Origin of the sequence: Streptomyces sp. NBC_01317 (assembly GCF_035961655.1) — a bacterium.
In the GTDB taxonomy this organism is placed as follows: domain Bacteria; phylum Actinomycetota; class Actinomycetes; order Streptomycetales; family Streptomycetaceae; genus Streptomyces.
Window position 1 is genome coordinate 2,506,215 of record NZ_CP108393.1, and the last position, 22,877, is coordinate 2,529,091.

Sequence of the window (22,877 nt, forward strand, 5' to 3'; positions counted from 1 at the left end):
GAGGGTGGGAACCTGGCACGGAGCGGCGGTGTAAGAACAGTAGGAACCGCAGCGCCACCCGCCGAAGGGATCAGAACCGTGCAACGTTCAGCAGTGACGGCCGTATGGGCCGCTGCCGTGCTTCTCGTGGCCACCGGGTGCTCCTCCGACGGCGACGGATCGCGGACCGGCCGGATCCCGCTCCCCGCGTCGGGCACGGAGGGCACCGGGGGTACGGGGAGCACGGGGGGCGCCTCGGCCGGGGCGCCCTCCACCGGCGCGGAGGCGAGCGAGTCGGCGGCGCCCGCGAAGGGCTCGGCGACGGTGGTGCGCACGCTCACCGAGGGCCTCAAGTCGCCGTGGGGGCTGGCCGCCCTGCCCGACGGTGACCTGCTGGTGTCCTCGCGGGACGAGGGCACGATCACGCGCGTCGCGGCGGACAGTGGGAAGCAGACGACGATCGGCGCGGTGCCGGGCGTCTCGCCCGAGGGCGAGGGGGGTCTGCTGGGGATCGCGCTCTCCCCCTCGTACGCCTCGGACCACCTGGTGTACGCGTACTTCACGACGGAGTCCGACAACCGTATCGCGCGGATGCGCTACGACGACACCAGGCCGTCCGGGGAGCAGCTGGGCGCCCCGGACACGGTCCTGCGGTCGATCCCCAAGGGCACCATCCACAACGGCGGCCGGATCGCCTTCGGCCCGGACAAGATGCTCTACGCGGGCACGGGTGAGACGGGCGAGACGGGCCTCGCGCAGGACATGAAGTCGCTGGCGGGCAAGATCCTGCGGATGACGCCGGACGGAGCGCCCGCGCCCGGCAATCCGGTGCCGGACTCGCTGGTGTACTCGCCGGGCCACCGCAATGTGCAGGGCCTGGCCTGGGATTCCAGGAACCGGCTGTGGGCGGCGGAGTTCGGGCAGAACACCTGGGACGAGCTGAATCTGATCGAGCCGGGGAAGAACTACGGCTGGCCGGACGTCGAGGGGAAGGCCGGGAAGGCCGGGTTCGTGGACCCGGTGGTCCAGTGGCGGACGAGCGAGGCGTCCCCGAGCGGGATCGCCTACGCGCGGGGCTCGATCTGGATGGCGGGACTGCGCGGCGAGCGGCTGTGGCGTATTCCGCTGGACGGACGGGAATCCGCGGCGGCGCCCCAGGCGTTCTTCGAAGGGCGGTACGGCCGTCTGCGCACGGTGCTCGCGGTGGGCGGCGACAAGGTGTGGTTGGTGACCAGCGAAACGGACACCAGGGGGACACCGCGGCCGGGGGACGACAAGATCCTCCAGCTGGAGGTCTCATGACTACCTGGAGCGAGAAGGTGGACCGTCCGTGTTCAACATGATCGAGCAGCTCTTCGCGCCCGGACGCAAGCACACCACCGAGGAGCAGAAGCGGCTGGAGCTGAGCCGGGTCGACGTCGACGCGAACGACCCGGGGCGGGGACCGATAGACCTCGCCTCGGGGAAGGTGACGATACGGGTCCCCACCGAGCAGGCCGAGCAGACCGAATCGTCGGAGCCGTCAGAGCCGTCCGACGCGTCCGACGCGTCCGCAGAGCCTTCCGACCCGCCCGCCCCGTCGCCGGAGAAGTGAGCCGGGGCAGGCCCGGCTTTCCCGGCCCTACGGACCTCAGGCCGCCGGGTCGCTGAACAGACGCAGCCGGTGGGCCGTCGCGGCGGCCTCCGTGCGGCCCGAGACGCCGAGCTTTCCCAGGATGTTGGAGACGTGCACGCTCGCCGTCTTCGGCGAGATGTACAGCTCCTCGGCGATCCGGCGGTTGGTGTGGCCCGCGGCGACCAGCCGCAGGACGTCCTGTTCGCGCGGGGTCAGGCCCAGCGCCCGTACGGGATCGGTGTCCGGGCCGGCGAGGGCGGCCCGGCCGGACGCGTCGTCGAGGGCGATTCGGGCCCGCGCGGCGAGCTGCTCGGTCTCCTCCGCCAGCGGGCGGGCGCCGAGGCTGACGGCGAGCGCGTGGGCCCGGGTCAGCGGGCCGGCCGCGGCCGACCGGTCGGCGTGGGCGTCGAGCAGGGCGGCGGCCCAGCCGCACTGCGCCAGCGCGGTCTCGTAGGGCCGCCCGGTCTGCTCGAAGGCGACAGCCGCGCGCCCCCACAGTTCCGGGGTCGTACGGCCCTCGGCGCGCGCCAGCTCGGCGTCGAGCAGCAGGCCGTACGCCTGCCAGACGGGCACGATCGTCGGCAGCCGCTTGGCCTCGGCCCGTACGGCGGCCAGGGTCCGCGCCCGGTCCCCCGCCGTGCCCGGCAGGCCCAGCGCCCCGGCCTCCATCGCGACCGCCGCGCAGAGCAGCGGGAGCGCGTACCGCTGGGTGCCCGGCGGGAAGCCCCGTCCGACGGCCTGCTGGAACTCCGCGCGGGCGTCGGCCGGCCTGCCCTGGCGCGCGGCCACGCTCATCGCCATCCTCGACAGCGAGATGGAGTGCTGCGGCTGGGGGTCGTGGGTGCCGTAGAACGCGCGGGCCGCGTCCACCTGCGCCCGCGCCTCGGCCAGGTCGCCCCGGCGCAGGGCCAGTTCGGCGCGGCGGTCGGCGATCAGGCCGCGGGTCTTGCGGGAGAGGGCGAGCGCGGCCGCCTCGTCGAGGACCCGGTCCGCCTCGGTCCAGCGGCCCAGCGAGGTGAGCGACTGGGCGAGGTTGCCGCGTACCCAGCTCTCCGAGTTGGCGAGCCCCCGCTGGTGGCAGACGGCGATTGCCAGTTCGGCGGCGGTGACCGCCTCCGCCGAGCGGCCCACGGCCTCCAGCGTGGACGGCAGATTGGTGCCGGCGCGGCCGATGATGCCGACGGCGCCGATCTCGGCGGCCCGGTCGCGCACCGCGTACATCTCGGCGAGGCCCTCCTCGATACCGCCCGCGTCGGCGGTGAGCCAGCCGTGGGTGAGCCGGGCGTGCAGCTCGATGAACTCGGCGCCGACCAGCTCCGCGTACTCGACCGCGCGGGTCGCGGCGGCCAGCGCCTCGGGGCCTGGGCGGTGCAGGGCGCCCCAGCTGGCGATGTTGACCAGGATGTCGGCGTGCACGGCCGACGGCGGCAGGCCGCGTACCAGGTCCTGGGCGGTGGCGAGTTCCTGCCAGCCGTCGCCGCGGGTGAGGTCCTGCATGAGCCGGGAGCGCTGCGTCCAGAACCACGCGGCGCGCAGCGGGTCGGTGTCCCGCTCCAGGACCCGCATGGCCTTCTTGGAGATCGCCAGGGCCCGTTCGCGGTCGCCGCCGAAGCGGGCGGCGACGGTCGCCTCCGCCATCAGGTCGAGGTAGGAGAGCGCGGTGGTCTTCGTACCACCGGCGCACGCGGGGTAGACCTCGGCGTCGTCCGGCGGCCGCAGGGTGGCGAGCACCTCCGGCGGGGCGTCGTCCCACAGCTCCATGGCCCGCTCCAGCAGCCGCAGTTGCTCGGAGTGGGCGTAGCGCTGCCGGGCCTCGACGGCGGCGCTCAGGACGACGGGCAGGGCCTTGGCCGCGTCGTGGGCGTTGTACCAGTACCCGGCGAGGCGGGTGGTCCGTACATCGGCGCAGACGTACCCCGGATGCGCCTCCAGGGCTTCCGCGTAACGGCGGTTGAGCCGGGAGCGCTCACCGGGGAGCAGGTCGTCGCTGACCGCCTCGCGGACCAGTGAGTGGCGGAAGCGGTAGCTGTTGTCGTCCACCGGGAGCAGGATGTTCGCGCCCACGGCGAGCCGCAGCGCTTCGATGAGGTCGTCCTCGGCGAGCCGCGAGACGGTGTGCAGCAGCGGGTGTTCGACGGTGGTGCCGCCCTCGGCGACGATCCGTACGATCCGCTGGGCGTTCTCCGGCAGCGCCTCGACCCGGACGAGCAGGACGTCGCGCAGGGATTCGCTCAGGCCGGGGCGGCAGCCGGTGGTGTCGTACGAGCAGGCCAGCTCCTCCACGAAGAAGGCGTTGCCGTCGGAGCGGGTGAAGATCTCGTCCAGCATGGCCGCGTCCGGTTCCGCGGCGAGGATGCCGGCCAGCTGCGTGGCGACCTCGGCGCGGGTGAAGCGGGCGAGTTCGAGGTGGCGTACGGACCGCAGGCGGTCCAGCTCGGCCAGGAGCGGGCGCAGCGGGTGGCGGCGGTGGATGTCGTCGGCGCGGTACGTGGCGATCACGACGAGCCGGCCGCGGCGCAACGCGCGGAAGAGGTAGGCGAGGAGGTTCCGGGTCGAGGCGTCGGACCAGTGCAGGTCCTCCAGGACGAGCACCACCGTACGGTCGGCGGCCAGCCGCTCCAGCAGCCGGACGGTCAGTTCGAAGAGGCGCGCGGTGGAGTCCTCGCCGAGCGCCTCCCGGCCCGACTGCCCCAGCTCGGGCAGGATCCGGGCCAGCTCGCCCTCCTGGCCGTCGGCCGCCGCGATCAGCTCGTCGGGCAGGCGGCGCAGCAGGGAGCGCAGCGCGGTGGAGAAGGGGGCGAAGGGCAGTCCGTCGGCGCCGATCTCGACGCAGCCGCCGACCGCGACGACGGCCTTCCGCGCGCAGGCGGTGTCGAGCAGTTCCTCGACCAGGCGGGTCTTGCCGACCCCGGCCTCACCGCTGACGAGCAGCGCCTGCGGCTCGCCTGCGTCGGCGCGGGCGAGCGCTTCGGTGAGGGCGGTCAGTTCGCCGGCTCTGCCGACGAACACAGGGCTGACGGACCTGGTATCCACACGGCCGAGCATCGCACAACTGCCCGAGCCTGGCGTACCGGTTTGTCCGTGCGCGCCGGGCGCGGGGACGGGTGTGCGCGCCCGCGTGTGGGCGGGCGCGCGCTCCGGCGCGGGCGCGAGGGCCCGCGCCGGAGCGGCCTGCGGTACGGCCTGCGGCCTCATGCCGCGCGCGCGAAGCGTTCGCGGAGGGGATTCACCGGCCCCTCCCCAACGTCCCTGGCGGCTCGCCGCGCCTCACGGCGCGCGGCGCGGGCCTCCTGGACGAGCCGCCCCTGGGCGGCCCGGCGCAGCAGCTCGTCGGTGTGGATCTTCTGGAGTTCGTACTCGAACATGGTGTTCCCCCTGAGGCGAAGGTTCCGGCATCTGTTCCGGCATCTGGTGATGCCGTTCGGTGATGCCTCCACCTTCGTCGCCCAGGGGGTCCGCCCACATCGGGAGAGTGCCGCATTTCCCGGCCGCCGGGGCCTTAGGCGCGGGGCCGGGGACATAGGTACGGCCTAAGGCTCCGGCGGTAAAGCGCGGTAAGCCTTAGGCCGAGGGGGAAACGGTCGTCCGCCGGGTGCCTACGGAGCCGCCGGGGCGGCCGGCGGCGCGGGCGGGACCGGGATCGACGCGAAGATGTCGAAGTACATGCCGACCGAGACCAGGATGCCCACGAAGCCGAGGACGGCTCCCGCGACGGCGACGGGACGCACCCAGCCGGTCCGCTGCGGCAGGGCCACCACGATCGCGCCGACGAGCAGGGCGATCAGCGCGACGACCCCGTTGGCGGCGGCGGAGGCGTGCCACGCGTCGGCGTACCCCTCGGAGATCTGCTTGGCGGCGGTGGCGCTCTGGTCCAGCTTGACCTGTCCGGAGAGCGCCTCGCGCTCGGAGAGGACCTTGCCGAACCAGGTGCCGGTCAGGCCGACGATGCCGAGGGCCAGGGCGAGGAAGGCCCCGGCCATCGAGCCCAGGCCGGAGGGGCCGCGCTCGGCGGCGAGCTCGGCCTCGAAGTCGTCGTCGCCGTCGTCGGCGGACTCGTCGTCGAACTCGACCACGAGCGCGCCGTCCGCCGCGCCGGTCCCCTCGGAGGGGTCCGCCTTGCGGGGAGCGGGCACCGCCTCGTCACGCACGTCGCTCTCCCCGGCCTTGGGCTCGGTGGCCGCGGCGTTCTCAGGCGTGGGGTCCTGGGACGACTCCGGCTCGGGGGTCTGGGTCTTGGAGGTGGGGTTCATACGGCGCACGCTAGGGGCGAAGTCTGAGAACTTCCTGAGAACGCCGGAACTGACCGGAAGTGGCTCAACCCCCGGCGGCCTTTCGGCGGAACCCCGGCGGGTCCCCGGCGCCCGGTCACCGCCGCCACTCGGGGGCGAGAACCGACCAGACCTCGGTGTCCTGCCGCTTCCCCCGGTGCGGATAGTTGTCCCGCAGCACCCCTTCACGGGTCATTCCCAGCCGCTGGGCGACCCGGATGCTCGGACCGTTCTCGGAGGACACCAGCCACTCCACGCGGTGGATCCCGCGCTCCCGAACGGCCCAGTCGATGAGCGTCCGGGCGGCCCGGGTGACCAGTCCGCGTCCCGTACCGGCCGGTTCGAGCCAGCACCCGACCTCGCACGTCCCGGCCTCCGCGTCGAACGCGGGGAAGAGGACCCCGCCGACCAGCGTGGAGTCCAGCCAGATCCCGAGGATCCGCCCGCCGTCGGCCGCCTGCTTCTCGGCGTACGAGGTGAGCACCGCGCGTGCGGACGGCAGGTCGGTGACCAGCTGGGCGAAGCGGATGTGCTCGTCCACCAGGGTCCTGGCCCGGTCCATGTGCGCGAGGAACTCCCCGGCCTGCCAGGGCTCCAGGGGGCGCAGCTCCGCCCCGTCACCCAGCGATGTCGCGAACATCCGACTCCCTCTTCACTGCCGTCACCCGGTGGCGTGCCTCATGCTGCCCGGGAAGCGTCGCACCGGGCCCGTACTCGGGCGCTTCGACGCTGATCCGCGGCAGCCACCGGTCCAGCCGCTTCGGCAGCCACCAGTTGGCGCCGCCGAGCAGGTGCATGAGCGCGGGCACCAGCAGTGTACGGAGGACAAAGGCGTCCAGCGCGACCGCGGCGGCCAGCGCGATGCCGAACATCGCGATGACCCGGTCACCGCTGAGGACAAAGGCCAGGAACACCGAAATCATGATGACGGCCGCCGAGTTGATCACCCGTCCGGTCTCGGCGAGTCCCACCCGTACGGCCCGTCTGTTGTCGCCGGTCTCCAGCCACTCCTCGTACATCCGGCTGACCAGGAAGACCTGGTAGTCCATGGAGAGCCCGAAGAGGACGGACACCATGATCACGGGGAGGAACGGTTCGATCGGCCCGCCGCCGCCGAGCCCCAGCAGCTCGCTCCCCCACCCCCACTGGAAGATCGCGACCACCACCCCGAAGGACGAGGCGACGGCGGCCACGTTCATCACCGCCGCCTTGAGCGGGATCCCCAGGGAGCGGAAGGCCAGCAGGAGGAGCAGACAGCCGAGGGTGATCACCACCCCGACGAAGAGCGGCAGTTTGCCGACGATCGTGGCGGCGAAGTCGTCGTAACTGGCGGTGACCCCGCCGACGTACACCTCCAAGGAGGTGTCGGTCCCGGCGCGCGGGACCACGTCCGTGCGCAACCGGTCGACCAGCTCGCTGGTCTGCCGGGACTGCGGGGCCGACGTCGGTACGACGGTGAGCGACGCGGTGTCGCCGCTGCCGTTGAACATGATCGGCCCGACGGACGCCACCCCCTTGGTCGTACGGAGCAGGTCGGGCAGCTGGTCCATGGCGAGCCGGTCGTCGGCGCCGTCGAGGTGCGCAACGAGCGCGAGCGGCCCGTTGACGCCGGGGCCGAACCCGTCGGCGAGCCGGTCGTACGCCTGCCGGGTGGTGGTCGTCGCGGGGTCGTTGCCCTGGTCGGAGGTGCCGAGGTGGAGGGAGAACGTGGGCAGCGCCAGGAGCAGCATCACCCCGGCGGCCACCGCGCCCAGCAGCTTGGGGTGGTGTTCCACGAAGAGCGACCAGCGGACGGCGAAGCCGCCGGGGACGTCGGGCTCGGGGCCGCGGGTGGCGAGCCGCGCGCGTTCGCGCCGGCTCAGGGCGCGCGTCCCCACGAAGGACAGCAGGGCCGGCAGGAGGGTGACGGAAGCGGCGACCGTCAGCACGACGGTGAGGGAGGCGGCGATCGCCACGCCGTTGAGGAAGCCGAGCCGGAGGACCAGCATGCCGAGCAGGGCGATGCAGACGGTGGCCCCGGCGAAGACGACGGCTCTGCCGGTCGTCGCGACGGCGTTCGTGGCGGCCTCGGTGACGGTGAGCCCGCGTTTGAGGCCCTTGCGGTGGCGGGTGACGATGAACAGCGCGTAGTCGATCCCGACGCCGAGGCCGATCAGCAGGCCGAGCATGGGCGCGAAGTCGGCGACGGTCATCACATGGCCGAGGAGCACGATGCCCGCGTACGCCGTGCCGACCGAGACGAGCGCGGTGGCGAGGGGCAGCGCGCTGGCGGCGAGCGAGCCGAAGGCCAGGAAGAGGACCACGGCGGCGACGACCACCCCCACGATCTCGGTGAGGTGGGCGCCCGTCGAGCCTTCGGTGAGGGCGACGGCGTCACCGCCCAGGTCCACGTCGAGGGTGTCCGTGGCGGCGGCCTTCGCGGTGTCGACGACCGCCTGGGCCTGCGCCTTCGGGAGGTCGTCGGCCTGCCGGTCGAAGGTGACGGTCGCGTAGGCGGTACGGCCGTCCTCGCTGATCCGGCCGTCGCCGTCGGGGGCGTACGGGCTGACGACGGACGAGACTCCTGGGAGCTTCGCGATCGTGGCGAGCGTCCTGCTCATGTCCTGGCGGACCTTGCCCGTACGGACCGAGCCCTGGTCCGTGTGCCAGACGACGGAGTCGCTGTCACCGCCGAGCCCCTGGAACTTCTCGGTGAGGAGCTGGGCCGCGTGACCGGACTCGCTGCCGGAGGTGTCGGAGCTGGTGGAGCTCGAGTACGAGGACCCCATCACCTGGGCCGCCACCGTGACGCCACCGAGCGTGGTCAGCCACAGGAGGACAGCGAGCAGGCGATGCCTGACGCACCATCGCGCGAGGGCTGCCAAGAGGGTGCTCCCAGGGGTTCGTGGCTCCGCACCGTGAACACCCGTCGTGGGGCGGGGGAATCCGGGGTGAAGAGCGCGTGACCTACGGAGAGCCACTCTCGCAGCCGATAATGATCATTTGTCCGCTTCGTGGGTTTACTCACAGTGCGCGTCGGCCGGGAACTTATGCGGCAGGCGCGTCGGCGGGACCCGCGCCGTACGGCCGGGTCAGGCGCCCGACCGAGACCACCACCGCGTGCCGGCGCGCGGCGATCTCCGCCGCGCTCCCGGCCGCGCCCCCGGGCTCCGGGCTGCCCTCGCCCCACGTCGTGGCCATGCCCACCAGCAGCGCGAGCATCGCCTGGGGCGGCAGGCCCGCGTCCACCCGGCCGTCGCCCTGGGCCGCCGACAGCAGCCGCAGCTTCTCCGCGTTGGCCCGCTCGGCGAGCGGCAGCACCTCGCCGGGACGCTCCAGGCTGTGCCAGCGTGCGAGCCGCATGAGGTGGGGGTGGGCGAAGTGGAAGTCGAAGAGGGCGCCCGCGTATCCGGGCAGGTCGTCGGCGTCGAAGGGCGCGGCGGCCAGGATGTCCGCGACGGCGGCCTCGTACACCGCGTCGAAGAGCTGTTCCTTGCTGCCGAAGTGCACGTAGATCAGGTTCTTGTTGTACCCGGCCGCCGCGGCGATCCGGTCCACCCGCGCACCGGCGATGCCGTGCGCGGCGAACTCGTCCGTCGCCGCGCGCAGGAGGCCGGCCTTGGTCGTACGGGAGTCTCGGGGCACCGGCTCATCGTAGACAAGGACGGGCGGTGGGGGGCGGTCCGTAACTGAACGGTCAGTCACCCGTGCCGTTCCGGCCGTACCAGACGCTCCGCCGCGACCACCACCGCGTGCCGGCGCGCGGCGTGCGCGAGAGCCGCGGCGCGGCCGTCCCCCTCGGCCTCCCCCGGCGCCACCTCCCCCGGCGCCCCGTCCCGCGCCGCCCCGTCCCGCGCGCCCGGCTCCACCCCGCCGTCCGACCAGGTCATGGCGATCGAGAACAGCAGCGGCAGGAGCAGCCGGGGCGGCAGCCCCGCGAACACCGCGCCCTCCGCCTGCGCCGCGGCCACCGCGTCGAGCTTGGCGCGCGTCGACTCGACCGCGAGCGGCAGCTCGGCCTGGCGGCCGGGACGCTCCATCCCGTACCAGCGCGCCAGTCTGACCAGGCGGGGGTGGCTCATGTTGAAGTCGAAGAGGGCGCCCGCGTAGCCGGGCAGGTCGTGGGGCGTGATCGGAACGGTCTCCAGCAGCTCCCCGACGGCCCGCTCCACCACAGCCGCGAACAGCCCCTCCTTGCTGCCGAAGTGCACGTAGATCAGGTTCTTGTTCGCCCCCGCGCCGGCCGCGATGCGCTCCACCCGGGCACCGGCGATCCCGTACGCCGCGAACTCCTCCGTCGCGGCCTCCAGCAGGCGGTTCCTCGTGGCGTGCGGGTCTCTGGGCATGGAGCCACCGTACAACTGACCAACCGGTCGGTTGCGTCGGCCTTGCATCCGCCGGAGAGCAGGGTCTACAGTCAAGTAACTGGACAGTCAGTTACTTACTTACCCGCTTATCCCACCAGGCACGTGTCCGTCCCGAGGAGTGATCCGCCCCATGTCCGAGTGGTCCCTACAGAACCTTCCCCGCCAGCAGGGCCGCCTCGCCGTCGTGACCGGCGCCAACAGCGGCATCGGCGAGGTCACCGCCGTCGAGCTGGCGCGCGCGGGCGCCGAGGTCGTGCTGGCGGGACGCTCCGCCGACAAGGTCCGCGCCGCCGCCGACCGGCTCACCGGTGCCGTTCCCGGCGCCACGGTGCGCGCCGAGGTGCTCGACCTCGCCGACCTGTCCTCCGTCGCGGCCTTCGCCGGGCAGCTGACCGAGAGCGGCCGCCCGCTGGATCTGCTGGTCAACAACGCCGGTGTGATGGCCATCCCCGAGCGCCGCACCACGAAGGACGGCTTCGAGCTGACCTTCGGCACCAACCACCTCGGCCACTTCGCGCTCACCGGACGCCTGCTGCCGCTGCTGCTCAAGGCACCCGCGCCGAGGGTGGTGACGGTCAGCGCGGTGATCGCCGGGGCCCGGGCCTTCACCGGTGACCTGGAGGATCCGCAGAGCGTGAAGCGCTACCGGCCGATGAGTTCGTACGCCAGGTCCAAGCTCGCCAACATCCTCTTCGCGCAGGAGCTCCAGCGCCGGGCCGACGCGGCCGGTGTGCCGCTGACCAGCGTGGTCATCCACCCGGGCTCGGCCTTCACCGGGCTCCAGCAGCACAGCTCAGGACTCACCCGGCGGCTGTCGAAGCTCGCGCTCGGGCGGGTCGTCGGCTCCAGTACGGAGGAGGCCGCGCTGCCCTCGCTGTACGCGGCGACCGCCCGGGACGTGACCCCGGGCGGCTACTACGAGCCGGGCGGCAGGCGCGGCGCGCCCGAGACCCCGCAGCCCGCCAAGCTGCCGGCGGCGGCGTCCGACGCCCGGCTGGCGGCGACCCTGTGGACGGACTCGGAGGAGCAGACCCACGTCTGTTACCACTGGTCCTGAGCAGGGCCGCCGTGTCGTCAGGCGGGCAGGACGAACTGCTGGTTGGTGCCGCCCGCGCAGGTCCAGATCTGGAGCCGCGCGCCGTTGGCCGTGGACTTGTCCACGACGTCCAGGCACTTGCCGGACACGGGGTTCACCAGCGTGTTGCCGCTGCCCTTCTGCCACTGCTGGGCGCCCGTGCCGTTGCAGTCGTACAACTGCGCCTTGGTGCCGTTCGCCGTCCCCGCCGCGGCGAGGTCGAGGCACTTGCCGAGCGCGCGGACCGTACCGTCCGTGGACACCGTCCACTGCTGGGCGGTGGAGCCGTTGCAGTCGTAGAGCTGTACGGCCGTGCCGTTGGCGTTGCTCGCCGCGTTCACGTCGACGCACTTGCCGCCGAGTCCGGTGATCTTACCGGTCGCACCGGTGGGCGGCGGGGTGGTGCCGCCACCGGGGCCCGTGACCCCGTTGAAGATGCCGGCGAACTGCCAGGCGCTCTGCGACGTGCCGCTGCACGTGTCGGAGAGGGTGCCGTTGCTCGCGCAGGCCTTGTCCCGGCCGAGCGCCCAGAAGGCCAGCTCCTGGATGCCCTTCGCCTTGGCGAAGGCCGCGAGGGTGTTCGCGTTGGCCGTGGTGAACACCTCGGCCGTGGTGTCGTTCACCCCGATCATCGGGGTGTTGCCCTCCATCGCCCACAGCTGCGCGTCGGTCTTGGTGGTCCAGATCCGGCCGAGCTGGGCGTGCAGCGCGGTGGCCGCGTCCGTGGCCGCCTTGCCCATGTCCATCGCCGGCCCGTAGTCCATCGTCATCAGGTTGACGAGGTTGACGGTGAGGTTGTTGTTCTTGGCGTTGGTGAGCAGGTCGAGCTGGTCCTGGGGCAGACCGGTGGGGTCGGTCGCCAGGGTGAACTGCACGTCCAGCTTCTTGCCCGCCGCCGCGTACTCCTGCTGGAGCTGGGCGAGCGCCTTGTTGCGGCGGTCGTTGGCCGCGTCGTCGTCGATGACCCCGTCGCCCTCGATGTCGAAGTCGACCCGGGTCAGGTTGAGGCCGTCGATGACACGCTTGTACTGGGTCTTGAGGGCGGCCACCGAGGTGCAGGCCTGGCCCAGCTCGGTGCCGGCGGCGCCGCCGAACGAGGCGATCACGTCGCCGCCCGCCGCGCGGTTGGCGTTGATCGCCGAGGTCCAGCCGGCGTCGGTGATGGGGGTGTCACCGTTGTACGTGGCGTTGCAGCCGCCGCCGTCGATGATGAAGGCGAGGGTGAAGTACTTGAGCCCGGTGGCGTTGCGGGCGTTGGCCATCGCCGACGGCGCGGCGTAGGTCTCGATGTAGGGCGCCGCGTACTGGGCGGGGAAGCCGGGACCCGGGTTGGCCGCGGCGCTGGCGCCGCCGGCGGTGGCGACGACCGCGGTGGCGGCCAGGGCGAGCACGGCCGGGACTGCGGCCAGCGCTCTCGTACAGGATCGGAACACGGAAACTCCTGTCATGGACGCATCAATACACATGTGGGGGTGGAGCGCAGACAAGTACCGAAATGAGCGGATGGGGATCGGCCGTGGTGGTTCAGGTGAAAGAACGGAGACCGTTCATGTGAACCGGCCGGTACGGGAACGAGTAAAGGACTAGACCAACGGCGCGTCAATGGCTTGCCCACCGACCACAGGAGTTGCAGACCGGGTTTTTGACGGCTGTTTACCGTCGCGGGACCACCACGGGGCTCATCGCGGGCTCAACTCCCGAACGCGAGCAGCGACAGCCAGAGCCCGACCGTCGAGACCAGGAGCGTGGCGGGCACGGTCAGCAGCCCCAGCCTGGTGAACAGCCCCAACTCCGCTTCGGTGCGGTGCTCGTGCAGGATGCGCCGCCACAACAGGGTCGCCAGGGAGCCGACGTACGTGAGGTTCGGACCGAGGTTGACCCCGATCAGCGCGGCCAGGACCGGCCCCGGTCCGGAGGGCCCGACGACCGGCAACAGGGCCAGGATCGCGGGGAGGTTGTTGATCAGGTTGGACAGTACGGCGGCCACGGCGGCGATCGCCAGCAGCGCGGCCAGCGAGGAGCCGTCCGGGAGCAGGTGCTCGATCCCGGTGTTGAGGCCGTTGTCCACGACGGCCTTGACCACCACGCCGAGCGCGAGGACGAAGAGGCAGAAGAGCGGCGAGGCGGCGCGGACGAGACCGGGCACGGTCGTACGGCGCTGGGCCAGCGCGCGGACGGCGAGGACGACCGCCCCGGCGAACGCCGCCCAGACCGGCTCGATCCCGGCGAACGAGGTGACCACGAACCCCGCGAGGGTCAGGCCGAGGACGACGAGGGTGAACACGGGGACGGGGGTGGTCTTCTCGCGTACCGGATCGGAGTCCGCGCCCGCATCCACTTCCGTGTCCGCGGCCTCATCCGCGTCGAGGTCTTCCGCGAAGAACCGGCGGAACACCACGTACTCCACCCCCACCGCCGCGATCCACGGCAGGGTCATCAGCAGCGCGAACCGCGTGAACGACAGCCCGCTCGCCGTGAGCGCCAGCAGATTGGTGAGGTTGGAGACCGGCAGCAACAGCGAGGCGGAGTTGGCGAGATGGGCGCAGGCGTAGACGTGCGGCCGGGGCCGGGCACCGAGCTTGGCGGCGGTCGCGAACACCACCGGCGTGAGCAGCACGACCGTCGCGTCCAGGCTGAGGATCGCGGTGATGACGGCGGCCACGGCGAACACCCCGCCCAGCAACCGCCGGGGCCGGCGCCCGCACACCCGGGCCACCAGCTCCCCCGCCGCCTTGAACAGCCCCTCGTCGGCGCAGAGCTGGGCCAGGACGAGCACCGCCGCGAGGAAGCCGACCACCGGCAGGAGGCTGTGCGTCTGCCGCCACGCCTCGTGCGGCGACACGGCACCGAGGGCGATGAGCAGCAGCGCCGCGGGTACGGCGGCGACCGCCTCCGGCCACCCACGGGGGCGTACGACGGCGAACGCCAGCACGGCCAGCAGCAGCGCGACGGAGACGGTTTCCGCGACGACGACGTTCAGAGCACACTCCTGGGGCACCCGGCATAGGTCGGGGGTGGCGCACCCGTCAGGTGCGCCACCCCCGGTGGCATACGTACAGCGAGGTCGGCCTCGGACGTACGGCGCGAGGTCGGCCTCGTCCTCACAGCGCGAGGTCAATCCCCGCCCGGACCGAGGATCAGCCCTCGGCGCCCAGCTTCTCCAGGATCAGCTCGCGCACCCGCGCCGCGTCCGCCTGGCCGCGCGTGGCCTTCATGACCGCGCCGACCAGCGCGCCCGCCGCCGCGACCTTGCCCGCCCTGATCTTGTCGGCGATCGCCGCGTTGCCCGCGATCGCCTCGTCCACGGCCAGCCCGAGCGCGCCCTCGTCGGAGACGACCTTGAGGCCGCGCTTCTCCACGACGGTGTCCGGGTCGCCCTCGCCGGCGAGAACGCCGTCCAGGACCTGCCGGGCCAGCTTGTCGTTGAGATCGCCGGACGCGACCAGCGCAGCCACCCGGGCCACCTGCTCCGGGGTGATGGGCAGTTCGTCCAGCGAGCGGCCCGATTCGTTGGCGTTGCGGGCCAGCTCGCCCATCCACCACTTGCGGGCCTGGTCGGCCGGGGCGCCCGCGGCGATCGTGGCGACGATCGGCTCGATCGCGCCCGCGTTCAGCATCGACTGCATGTCGTGCTCGGTGACGCCCCACTCCTCGCGGAGCCGGTTCCGCCGCGCGCGCGGCATCTCGGGCAGCCCGGCGCGCAGTTCCTCGACCCAGTCACGGGCGGGGGCGACCGGCACGAGGTCGGGCTCCGGGAAGTACCGGTAGTCCTCCGCGTTGTCCTTGATGCGGCCGGCCGTGGTGGACCCGTCCTCCTCGTGGAAGTGACGGGTCTCCTGGACGATCGTGCCGCCCGAGTTCAGCACCGCGGCGTGGCGCTGGATCTCGTAGTGGGCGGCGCGCTCCACGCTCCGGAGCGAGTTGACGTTCTTCGTCTCGGAGCGGGTGCCGAACTCCTCGCGGCCGTGCGGGCGCAGCGACAGGTTCACGTCGCACCGCATCTGGCCCATCTCCATGCGCGCCTCGGAGACCCCGAGCGCCTTGATGAGTTCGCGCAGCTCGGCGACGTACGCCTTGGCGACCTCGGGGGCCCTGGCGCCCGCGCCCTCGATCGGCTTGGTGACGATCTCGATGAGCGGGATGCCTGCGCGGTTGTAGTCGAGCAGGGAGTGGGACGCGCCGTGGATACGGCCGGTGGCGCCGCCGACGTGCAGCGACTTGCCGGTGTCCTCCTCCATGTGGGCGCGCTCGATCTGCACCCGGAAGATCTCGCCGTCGGCGAGCTGGACGTCCAGGTGGCCGTTGAAGGCGATCGGCTCGTCGTACTGCGACGTCTGGAAGTTCTTGGGCATGTCCGGATAGAAGTAGTTCTTCCGGGCGAAGCGGCACCAGTCGGCGATCTCGCAGTTGAGCGCGAGGCCGATCTTGATCGCCGACTCGACCCCGATCGCGTTGACGACCGGGAGCGAGCCGGGCAGACCCAGACAGGTGGGGCAGGTCTGCGAGTTGGGGTCGGCCCCCAGCTCGGTCGAGCAGCCGCAGAACATCTTGGTCCTGGTGCCGAGCTCGACATGGACCTCCAGGCCCATGACGGGATCGTACGTAGCGAGGGCGTCCTCGTACGGCACGAGTTCAGTGACGGTCACGGTGAAACATTCCCTCTCAGCCCAGCAGGACGTCGTCGTCGCCCAGGCGCTTCAGCTCGCGGTACAGGATCGCCAGGCCGGTGACGATGGCCGCGGCGGAGATGGCGGCATCGACGAGGCGGAGCGTGTCCTGCTCGGTACGGGCCCTCTTGACCTGCTTGGCGACGCTGAGGGCGCTGAAGGCCGTGGTGGCCATGGACAGGTAGGTGCCGGACTTGGACTTCTTGAAGCCCTTGGCCTTGCTGATCGCGTTACTCATAGTGACGGTGCCTCCTCCAGCAGCGGGTGCCCCCACCTTTCCACGAAGGCGGCCTCGACGGCGGCTCCGACCTTGTACAGCCGGTCGTCCTTCAGGGCGGGGGCGATGATCTGGAGCCCGACCGGCAGGCCGTCCTCCGGCGCGAGGCCGCAGGGCAGGGACATGGCCGCGTTGCCCGCCATGTTGGTCGGGATGGTGCACAGGTCCGCGAGGTACATCGCCATCGGGTCGTCGGCGCGCTCGCCGATCGGGAAGGCGGTGGTCGGGGTCGTCGGGGAGACGATCACGTCGACCTGCTCGAAGGCCTTCTCGAAGTCGCGGGTGATGAGGGTGCGGACCTTCTGGGCCGAGCCGTAGTACGCATCGTAGTAGCCGGAGCTGAGCGCGTACGTACCGAGGATGACGCGGCGCTTGACCTCGTCGCCGAAGCCCGCCTCGCGGGTCAGGGCGGTGACGTCCTCGGCCGACCGGGTGCCGTCGTCGCCGACCCGCAGGCCGTAGCGCATGGCGTCGAACCGGGCGAGGTTCGAGGAGCACTCGGACGGCGCGATCAGGTAGTACGCCGACAGGGCGAGGTCGAAGGACGGGCAGTCCAGCTCCACGACGGTGGCGCCGAGCTTGGTGAGCAGCTCCACCGCCTCGTCGAAGCGCTGGACGACCCCGGCCTGGTAGCCCTCGCCGGAGAACTGCTTGACGACGCCCACGCGCATCCCGGCGACCGACCCGTTGCGGGCCGCCTCGACCACCGAGGGGACCGGCGCGTCGATGGACGTGGAGTCCATCGGGTCGTGGCCGGCGATCACCTCGTGGAGCAGGGCCGCGTCCAGGACCGTACGGGCGCAGGGGCCGCCCTGGTCCAGGGAGGACGAGAAGGCGACCATGCCGTAGCGCGAGACCCCGCCGTAGGTCGGCTTGACGCCGACCGTGCCGGTGAGCGCGGCGGGCTGACGGATGGAGCCGCCGGTGTCCGTACCGATGGCCAGGGGTGCCTCGTACGAGGCCAGCGCGGCGGACGAGCCACCGCCGGAGCCGCCGGGGACCCGGGTCAGGTCCCAGGGGTTGCCGGTGGGGCCGTACGCGCTGTTCTCCGTGGAGGACCCCATGGCGAACTCGTCCATGTTGGTCTTGCCGAGGATGACCACGCCCGCGGCCTTGAGCCGCTTGGTGACTGTCGCGTCGTACGGCGGGATCCAGCCTTCGAGGATCTTGGAGCCGACGGTGGTCGGCACGCCCTCGGTGGTGAAGATGTCCTTGAGCGCGAGCGGGACCCCGGCGAGCGGGCCCAGCTCCTCGCCGGCCGCGCGCCGCGCGTCCACCGCGCGGGCCTGGGCGAGCGCGCCCTCCCGGTCGACGTGGAGGAAGGCGTGGACCTTCTCGTCCACGGCCTCGATCCTGGCGAGGTGCGCCTCGGTGACCTCGACGGCCGTGAGCTCGCCCGAGGCGATCTTCGCGGCGATCGCGGCCGCGGTGAGCCTGATGATGTCGGTCTTGATGGTCGTGCCGCCATCCGTGTTGCTGTCCGTCATGGCTGTTTAGTCCTCCCCCAGGATCTGCGGCACCTTGAAACGCTGCTGCTCCTGGGCCGGGGCGCCGGAGAGCGCCTGCGCGGGGGTGAGCGACGGACGGACCTCGTCCGCGCGCATGACGTTCGTCAGCGGCAGCGGATGGGAGGTCGGCGGTACGTCTTGGTCGGCGACCTCGGACACGCGGGCGACCGCGCCGATGATGTCGTCGAGCTGTCCGGCGAAGTGTTCGAGCTCTTCGGCCTTCAGCTCCAGACGCGCCAGCCGTGCGAGGTGAGCGACCTCCTCGCGCGTGATGCCAGGCATGCGGCGATCCTCAGGGGTGAGTGAGAGTGGTTTCGGCCCCAATCCTATGGGTCGGAGCCCCCTCCCCACGAAACGGTTAGCCGCTGACCCGTCCGGGTGAGCGCGGCGGGCGCCTCCGGACCGGGTCACGGGACGGCCGGATCCGCCTCGGTACGCCGCGATCCGTCTACCCCGCGATCCGTTACGGAACAGCCTGATCCGTTACGGGACGGCCTGGCCGGACTGTTCGCGGCGCGCGGCCGCCTCCAGCTCCGCCGGGCGCTGCCAGCCGTGCTCGCTCCTCGCCCGCAGCCAGGCGGTCGCCTCGTGGGGCGGCATCGCGGCGGCCACCAGCCAGCCCTGTACGGCGTCGCAGCCCAGGTCCCGCAGCCGTTCCCACGTCTCGTCGTCCTCGACGCCCTCCGCGACCACCACCAGGCCCAGGGAGTGCGCCAGGTCGACCGTGCAGCGGACGATCTCCGCGTCCTCGTTGTCGACGGCGAGCCGGGCCACGAAGGACCGGTCGATCTTCAGCTCGCTCACCGGCAGGCGCCGCAGGTGCACCAGCGAGGAGTACCCCGTACCGAAGTCGTCCAGGGACATCTTCACGCCGTGCCCGGTGAGGCCCGCGAGGGTGTCGGCGGCCCGCTGGGGGTCCTCCAGCAGGACGTGTTCCGTTATCTCCAGCTGGAGGGAGCCCGGCGGGACGCCGTGCCGGGCGAGGCGGGCCGCGACGGAACCGGCGAAGCCGGGGGTGTGGACGTCGCGCGGCGACACGTTGACGGCCACCGGGGTCATCAGGCCCTGGGCCCGCCAGCGGGCGACCTGGGCGAGAGCCGTGTCCAGGACGTACTCGGTCAGGTGCGGCATCAGCCCCGAGGACTCGGCGATGGCGATGAACTCGTCAGGGGGGACCCGGCCGCGCTCCGGGTGCACCCAGCGCACCAGCGCCTCCAGCCCCGCGACCTGGCCGTCGAAGCGGACCTTCGGCTGGTAGTGCAGCTCCACCTCGCCGGCGTCCAGCGCCCGGCGCAGGTCGCCCAGCAGGCCCAGCCGGTCCGGGGTGTTGGAGTCCCGCTTGGACTCGTACACCTCGACGCCCGTACGGTCCCGCTTCGCCTGGTACATCGCGACGTCCGCGCGGCGCAGCAGCCCTTCCGCGTCGAGCGCGTGCTCGGGGTAGACGGCGACCCCGGCGCTGGCCTCCAGGACGAGCGTGAGGCCGTCCAGGTCCAGCGGTGAGGACAGCTCGGCGACCAAGTGGCGGGCCACGCGCTGCGCGCTGGTCGTGGAGTCGCACGTCGGGAGCAGGACGGCGAACTCGTCGCCCCCGAGTCTGGCCGCCTCCGCGCCCTGCGGCAGGGCGAGGCGCAGCCGGTCCGCTATCTGCAACAGCAGCCGGTCACCGGCGAGATGGCCGAGCGTGTCGTTGACCGAACGGAAGCGGTCGAGGTCTATCAGGACCAGCGCGGACCTGGCGCCCAGCGACTCGGCCTCCTCCAGCGCCGACCAGGTCCGCTCCAGCAGCCACTGGCGGTTGGGCAGGCCGGTGAGCGGGTCGCGCAGCTGCTCCTCGGCCCGCGCCCGGGCGATCCACAGCGTGGAGTCGAGGGCGATGAGCGGGATGGAGAAGAGCGGCAGGAGCACCGGCAGGGACACCGCGACCACGCAGATCAGCGGGGCGATGCCGAGCAGCGCCGCGGCGACCAGGCCCTGGCGCATCAGGGCCGTACGGGCGAGGTGGGGCAGGCCGCCGCCCTGCGGGGTGAGCGCGTACCAGAGCAGGACCCGCATGACGACGAGATGGGCGCAGGCGGCCAGCACGATCTCGGCGACGCCGCCGATGCCCCAGTCGAGCGGCTGCCAGGGTTCGGCGACGGTCGGGACGTCCCCGAACAGGGCGAGGACCAGCGCGGCGGAGCCTATGCCCAGGATGTCCGCGGCGCCGTTCAGGACGCCCTGGCGCCAGCGGTGGCGGCGGGCGACGCCGACCAGCACCACGACGGCCAGGCTGACCAGTCCGGCCGGCACCCAGCCGTACAGCAGCAGGACGGCGAGGGTGAGGGCCGCGCCGGAGCCCGTGCCGCCCCACCAGCGGTCACGGCCGAGCGCGACGAGGTGGCCGACGATGATGCCGGTGAGGACGGCCAGCGACCAGCCTTCGGTGCCGCCGGGGAAGAGCGCCCGGTCCTCCTGGACCGTGCGGACGATGCCGGTGGTCAGCACGACCACGGCGATTCCGACGACAGCGGCGGGGAATCTCTCCGTCATCCCCGCAAATGCCGCGAAACCGCGCGGGGGTGAGACCGGGGCGGCGCTCTCGGTCGGTTTCATTCCCGTCCCTCTCACAGCCGGCGGAGCCGATGCCACGCGATGGCACGTTGTCATGCCACCACGGCCGGCATCCCTCCACGCGGCCGTGCACGACAGGCGCACGACTCAACAGTAGGCCGCCAAGTGCCCTGGCGGGCAGCGCTCTACAGCTGTTGCCCGAATGCAACCCGCCCATCCGTATCCAACGGATTTGCGCCGAACGGGTGAGCTTGAGGCCCCGATCGGGCCCCCGTGGCCCGCTACTTCGCGGGGTCTGACGGGGGGTCCGGCTCGGCGGCCTGCTCAGGGGCCTGCTCAGGTGCCTGCTCAGGGCCCGTTCCGGCCGCTGTGACCGCCGGGGCCCCATCGGTGATCTCGGGCGTCACCGCGGCCTCCGTGGCCGCCTCCGGGCCCTGTTCGAGCAGGATCGCGAACCCCGCCTCGTCCAGGACCGGCACCTTGAGCTGCATGGCCTTGTCGTACTTGGACCCGGGGTTCTCGCCGGCCACCACGAACGCCGTCTTCTTCGAGACGGCCCCGGCGACCTTCGCGCCGAGGGCCTGGAGCGCCTCTTTCGCGCCGTCACGTGTGTAGTTCTCCAGGGTGCCCGTGACCACGACCGTGAGGCCGGCCAGCGGCCTCGGGCCTTCGTCCTCGCCGCCGCCCTCGTCCTCCGTACGGACGCCCGCCGCCCGCCACTTGCGCAGGATCTCGCGGTGCCAGTCGACCTCGAACCACTCCTTGACGGACGCGGCGATGGTCGGTCCGACGCCCTCGACGGCCGCCAGCTCCTCCTGGGTGGCCTGCTCGATCCGGTCGAGGGAGCGGAACACCCGGGCCAGCGCCTCGGAGGCGACCGGGCCGACATGACGGATCGACAGGCCCGTGATGATCCGGGCCAGCGGGCGCTGCCTGGCGGCGGCGATGTGCTCCAGCATCGCCAGGGTGTTGGTCTTCGGCTCGCCCTTCTGGTTGGCGAAGACCGTGACGATCTTGTCCTCGCCGGTCTTCGCGTCCCGCTTGGGCAACCCGCTGTCCTGGTCCAGGACATACGCCTTGATGGGCAGCAACTGCTCGACGGTGAGGTCGAAGAGGTCGCCCTCGTCCAGCAGCGGCGGAGTGGCGGGCTCCAGCGGCTTCGTCAGGGCGGCGGCGGCCACATACCCGAAGTTCTCGATGTCCAGGCTCTTGCGGCTGCCCAGGTAGAAGAGCCGCTCGCGCAACTGGGCGGGGCAGGAGCGGGCGTTGGGGCAGCGGAGGTCGATGTCGCCCTCCTTCATCGCGCGCAGCGCCGTACCGCACTCGGGGCACTCGGCCGGCATCACGAACTCGTACGCGTCGTCAGGACGCAGGTCCACCACCGGGCCGAGGATCTCCGGGATGACGTCGCCCGCCTTGCGCAGGACCACCGTGTCGCCGATCCAGACACCCTTGGACTTCACGACTTCCTGGTTGTGCAGCGTGGCGAACTCGACCTCGGAGCCGGCGACCGTGACCGGCTCCACCTGCGCGTACGGCGTGACCCGTCCCGTACGCCCGACGCCCACCCGGATGTTCAGCAGCCTGGTGTTGACCTCCTCCGGCGCGTACTTCCACGCGATCGCCCAGCGCGGGGCGCGCGAGGTGGAGCCGAGGCGGCCCTGGAGGGAGATCTCGTCGAGCTTGACGACCACTCCGTCGATCTCGTGCTCCACGGAGTGGCGTCTCTCACCGAAGGTCGTGATGAACTCCCGCACCCCGTCCAGGCCGTCGACCACCCGGTTGTGCCGGGCCGTGGGCAGGCCCCACTCCCGCAGCAGCTCGTAGGCGTGCGAGAGGCGGTCGATGTCGAAGCCCTCGCGCGCGCCGATGCCGTGCACGACCATGTGCAGCGGGCGGGTGGCGGTGATCTTGGGGTCCTTCTGGCGCAGCGAACCCGCCGCCGCGTTACGGGGATTGGCGAAGGGCTTGTCACCGGCCTCCACCAGCCGCGCGTTCAGGTCCTGGAACGCCTCCATCGGGAAGTAGACCTCGCCGCGGATCTCGACCAGGGCGGGGATCCGGTCCCCCGCGAGCCGGTGCGGGATCTCCTGGATCGTCCGGACGTTGGGCGTGATGTCCTCGCCCGTCCGCCCGTCGCCGCGGGTGGCGGCGCGGGTCAGCCTGCCGTGCTCGTAGGTGAGGTTGACCGCGAGGCCGTCCACCTTCAGCTCGCAGAGGAAGTGGTAGTCCGTCGTGCCGACGTCCTTGGCTACGCGGTCGGCCCAGGCGGCCAGCTCCTCCTCGTCGAACGCGTTGTCCAGGGACAGCATCCGCTCGCGGTGCTGGACGGCCGTGAACTCCGTTTCGTACGCCCCCGAGACCTTCTGGGTGGGCGAGTCCGGCGTCCGCAGCTCGGGGTACTCGTCCTCCAGCCCCTCCAGGGTGCGCAGCAGCCGGTCGAAGTCGGCGTCGCTGACGACCGGCTGGTCCTTCACGTAGTACCGGAAGCGGTGCTCCTCGATCTGCTCAGCGAGCTGCGCGTGCTGGTCGCGCGCCTGCGCGGGCACCGATGCGGGCTGTGCGTGCTTTTCGCCGGCCACCGTCTTG

Annotated in this window: 18 protein-coding genes; 3 read left to right on the forward strand and 15 right to left on the reverse strand. The window is 72.1% G+C overall.

Translation table 11 applies throughout. The features are described from left to right. Positions 1-78 precede the first annotated feature (78 nt). Both OG349_RS10400 and OG349_RS10405 read left to right on the forward strand, forming a co-directional pair. Positions 79-1,281, forward strand: coding sequence for a PQQ-dependent sugar dehydrogenase (locus OG349_RS10400; RefSeq protein ID WP_327234342.1), 1,203 nt, complete (start codon positions 79-81; stop codon positions 1,279-1,281). A gap of 37 nt (positions 1,282-1,318) precedes the next feature. Beyond that, positions 1,319-1,573 (forward strand): DUF6191 domain-containing protein, encoded by a 255-nt coding sequence (locus tag OG349_RS10405; protein ID WP_442806373.1) that lies wholly within the window; start codon positions 1,319-1,321, stop codon positions 1,571-1,573. Positions 1,574-1,609: 36 nt separating this feature from the next. On the opposite strand, the gene OG349_RS10410 is transcribed toward OG349_RS10405, so the two are convergent. The 7 genes from OG349_RS10410 to OG349_RS10440 all read right to left on the reverse strand — a co-directional run bounded on the left by OG349_RS10410 (position 1,610) and on the right by OG349_RS10440 (position 10,187). Next, entirely contained in the window at positions 1,610-4,639 is a 3,030-nt protein-coding gene (locus OG349_RS10410; RefSeq protein ID WP_327238517.1) for a helix-turn-helix transcriptional regulator, read from the reverse strand. 146 nt (positions 4,640-4,785) lie between these two features. Next, on the reverse strand, positions 4,786-4,959 hold the full coding sequence (locus tag OG349_RS10415) for a hypothetical protein (RefSeq protein WP_327234344.1): 174 nt from the start codon (positions 4,957-4,959) through the stop codon (positions 4,786-4,788). 231 nt (positions 4,960-5,190) lie between these two features. Further along, the gene (locus OG349_RS10420; RefSeq protein ID WP_327234345.1) at positions 5,191-5,844 is read right to left on the reverse strand and encodes a hypothetical protein; all 654 of its coding nucleotides are present in this window, start codon (positions 5,842-5,844) and stop codon (positions 5,191-5,193) included. A 115-nt stretch (positions 5,845-5,959) separates the two neighbouring features. Then, on the reverse strand, positions 5,960-6,502 hold the full coding sequence (locus OG349_RS10425) for a GNAT family N-acetyltransferase (RefSeq protein ID WP_327234346.1): 543 nt from the start codon (positions 6,500-6,502) through the stop codon (positions 5,960-5,962). Next, positions 6,480-8,726: an MMPL family transporter gene (locus OG349_RS10430; RefSeq protein ID WP_327234347.1), complete on the reverse strand. Its 2,247-nt coding sequence runs from the start codon at positions 8,724-8,726 to the stop codon at positions 6,480-6,482. The genes OG349_RS10425 and OG349_RS10430 overlap by 23 nt, the downstream gene beginning before the upstream one ends. A gap of 163 nt (positions 8,727-8,889) precedes the next feature. Next, positions 8,890-9,486: a TetR family transcriptional regulator gene (locus OG349_RS10435; protein WP_327234348.1), complete on the reverse strand. Its 597-nt coding sequence runs from the start codon at positions 9,484-9,486 to the stop codon at positions 8,890-8,892. Positions 9,487-9,542: 56 nt separating this feature from the next. Next, complete coding sequence (locus tag OG349_RS10440; RefSeq protein ID WP_327234349.1) at positions 9,543-10,187, reverse strand: TetR family transcriptional regulator; 645 nt, start codon at positions 10,185-10,187, stop codon at positions 9,543-9,545. A 151-nt stretch (positions 10,188-10,338) separates the two neighbouring features. On the opposite strand from OG349_RS10440, the gene OG349_RS10445 reads away from it, so the two are divergent. Further along, positions 10,339-11,265 carry an oxidoreductase gene (locus OG349_RS10445; protein WP_327234350.1) on the forward strand — a complete coding sequence of 309 codons (927 nt, stop codon included), beginning with the start codon at positions 10,339-10,341 and terminating at the stop codon, positions 11,263-11,265. A 17-nt stretch (positions 11,266-11,282) separates the two neighbouring features. Here the strand turns inward: OG349_RS10445 and OG349_RS10450 are convergent, their stop codons facing one another. From OG349_RS10450 to ligA, 8 genes are all read right to left on the reverse strand, one after another. Next, entirely contained in the window at positions 11,283-12,716 is a 1,434-nt protein-coding gene (locus OG349_RS10450) for an RICIN domain-containing protein (protein ID WP_327234351.1), read from the reverse strand. Between the two features lie 257 nt (positions 12,717-12,973). Continuing rightward, positions 12,974-14,281, reverse strand: coding sequence for an SLC13 family permease (locus tag OG349_RS10455; protein WP_327234352.1), 1,308 nt, complete (start codon positions 14,279-14,281; stop codon positions 12,974-12,976). A gap of 139 nt (positions 14,282-14,420) precedes the next feature. Beyond that, positions 14,421-15,929, reverse strand: coding sequence for an Asp-tRNA(Asn)/Glu-tRNA(Gln) amidotransferase subunit GatB (gatB, locus tag OG349_RS10460; RefSeq protein ID WP_327234353.1), 1,509 nt, complete (start codon positions 15,927-15,929; stop codon positions 14,421-14,423). 16 nt (positions 15,930-15,945) lie between these two features. Next, the gene (locus tag OG349_RS10465; protein ID WP_161308315.1) at positions 15,946-16,188 is read right to left on the reverse strand and encodes a hypothetical protein; all 243 of its coding nucleotides are present in this window, start codon (positions 16,186-16,188) and stop codon (positions 15,946-15,948) included. Continuing rightward, complete coding sequence (gene gatA, locus OG349_RS10470; protein ID WP_327234354.1) at positions 16,185-17,714, reverse strand: Asp-tRNA(Asn)/Glu-tRNA(Gln) amidotransferase subunit GatA; 1,530 nt, start codon at positions 17,712-17,714, stop codon at positions 16,185-16,187. Before gatA ends, OG349_RS10465 begins: the two co-directional genes overlap by 4 nt. 6 nt (positions 17,715-17,720) lie before the next feature. After that, entirely contained in the window at positions 17,721-18,017 is a 297-nt protein-coding gene (gene gatC / locus OG349_RS10475; RefSeq protein WP_150487524.1) for an Asp-tRNA(Asn)/Glu-tRNA(Gln) amidotransferase subunit GatC, read from the reverse strand. A 201-nt stretch (positions 18,018-18,218) separates the two neighbouring features. After that, a complete protein-coding gene (locus OG349_RS10480) occupies positions 18,219-20,330 on the reverse strand; it encodes a putative bifunctional diguanylate cyclase/phosphodiesterase (RefSeq protein WP_327234355.1) in 2,112 nt (703 codons plus the stop codon). 239 nt (positions 20,331-20,569) lie between these two features. Next, the gene (gene ligA, locus OG349_RS10485) at positions 20,570-22,870 is read right to left on the reverse strand and encodes an NAD-dependent DNA ligase LigA (RefSeq protein WP_327234356.1); all 2,301 of its coding nucleotides are present in this window, start codon (positions 22,868-22,870) and stop codon (positions 20,570-20,572) included. Between the last annotated feature and the right edge of the window lie 7 nt (positions 22,871-22,877).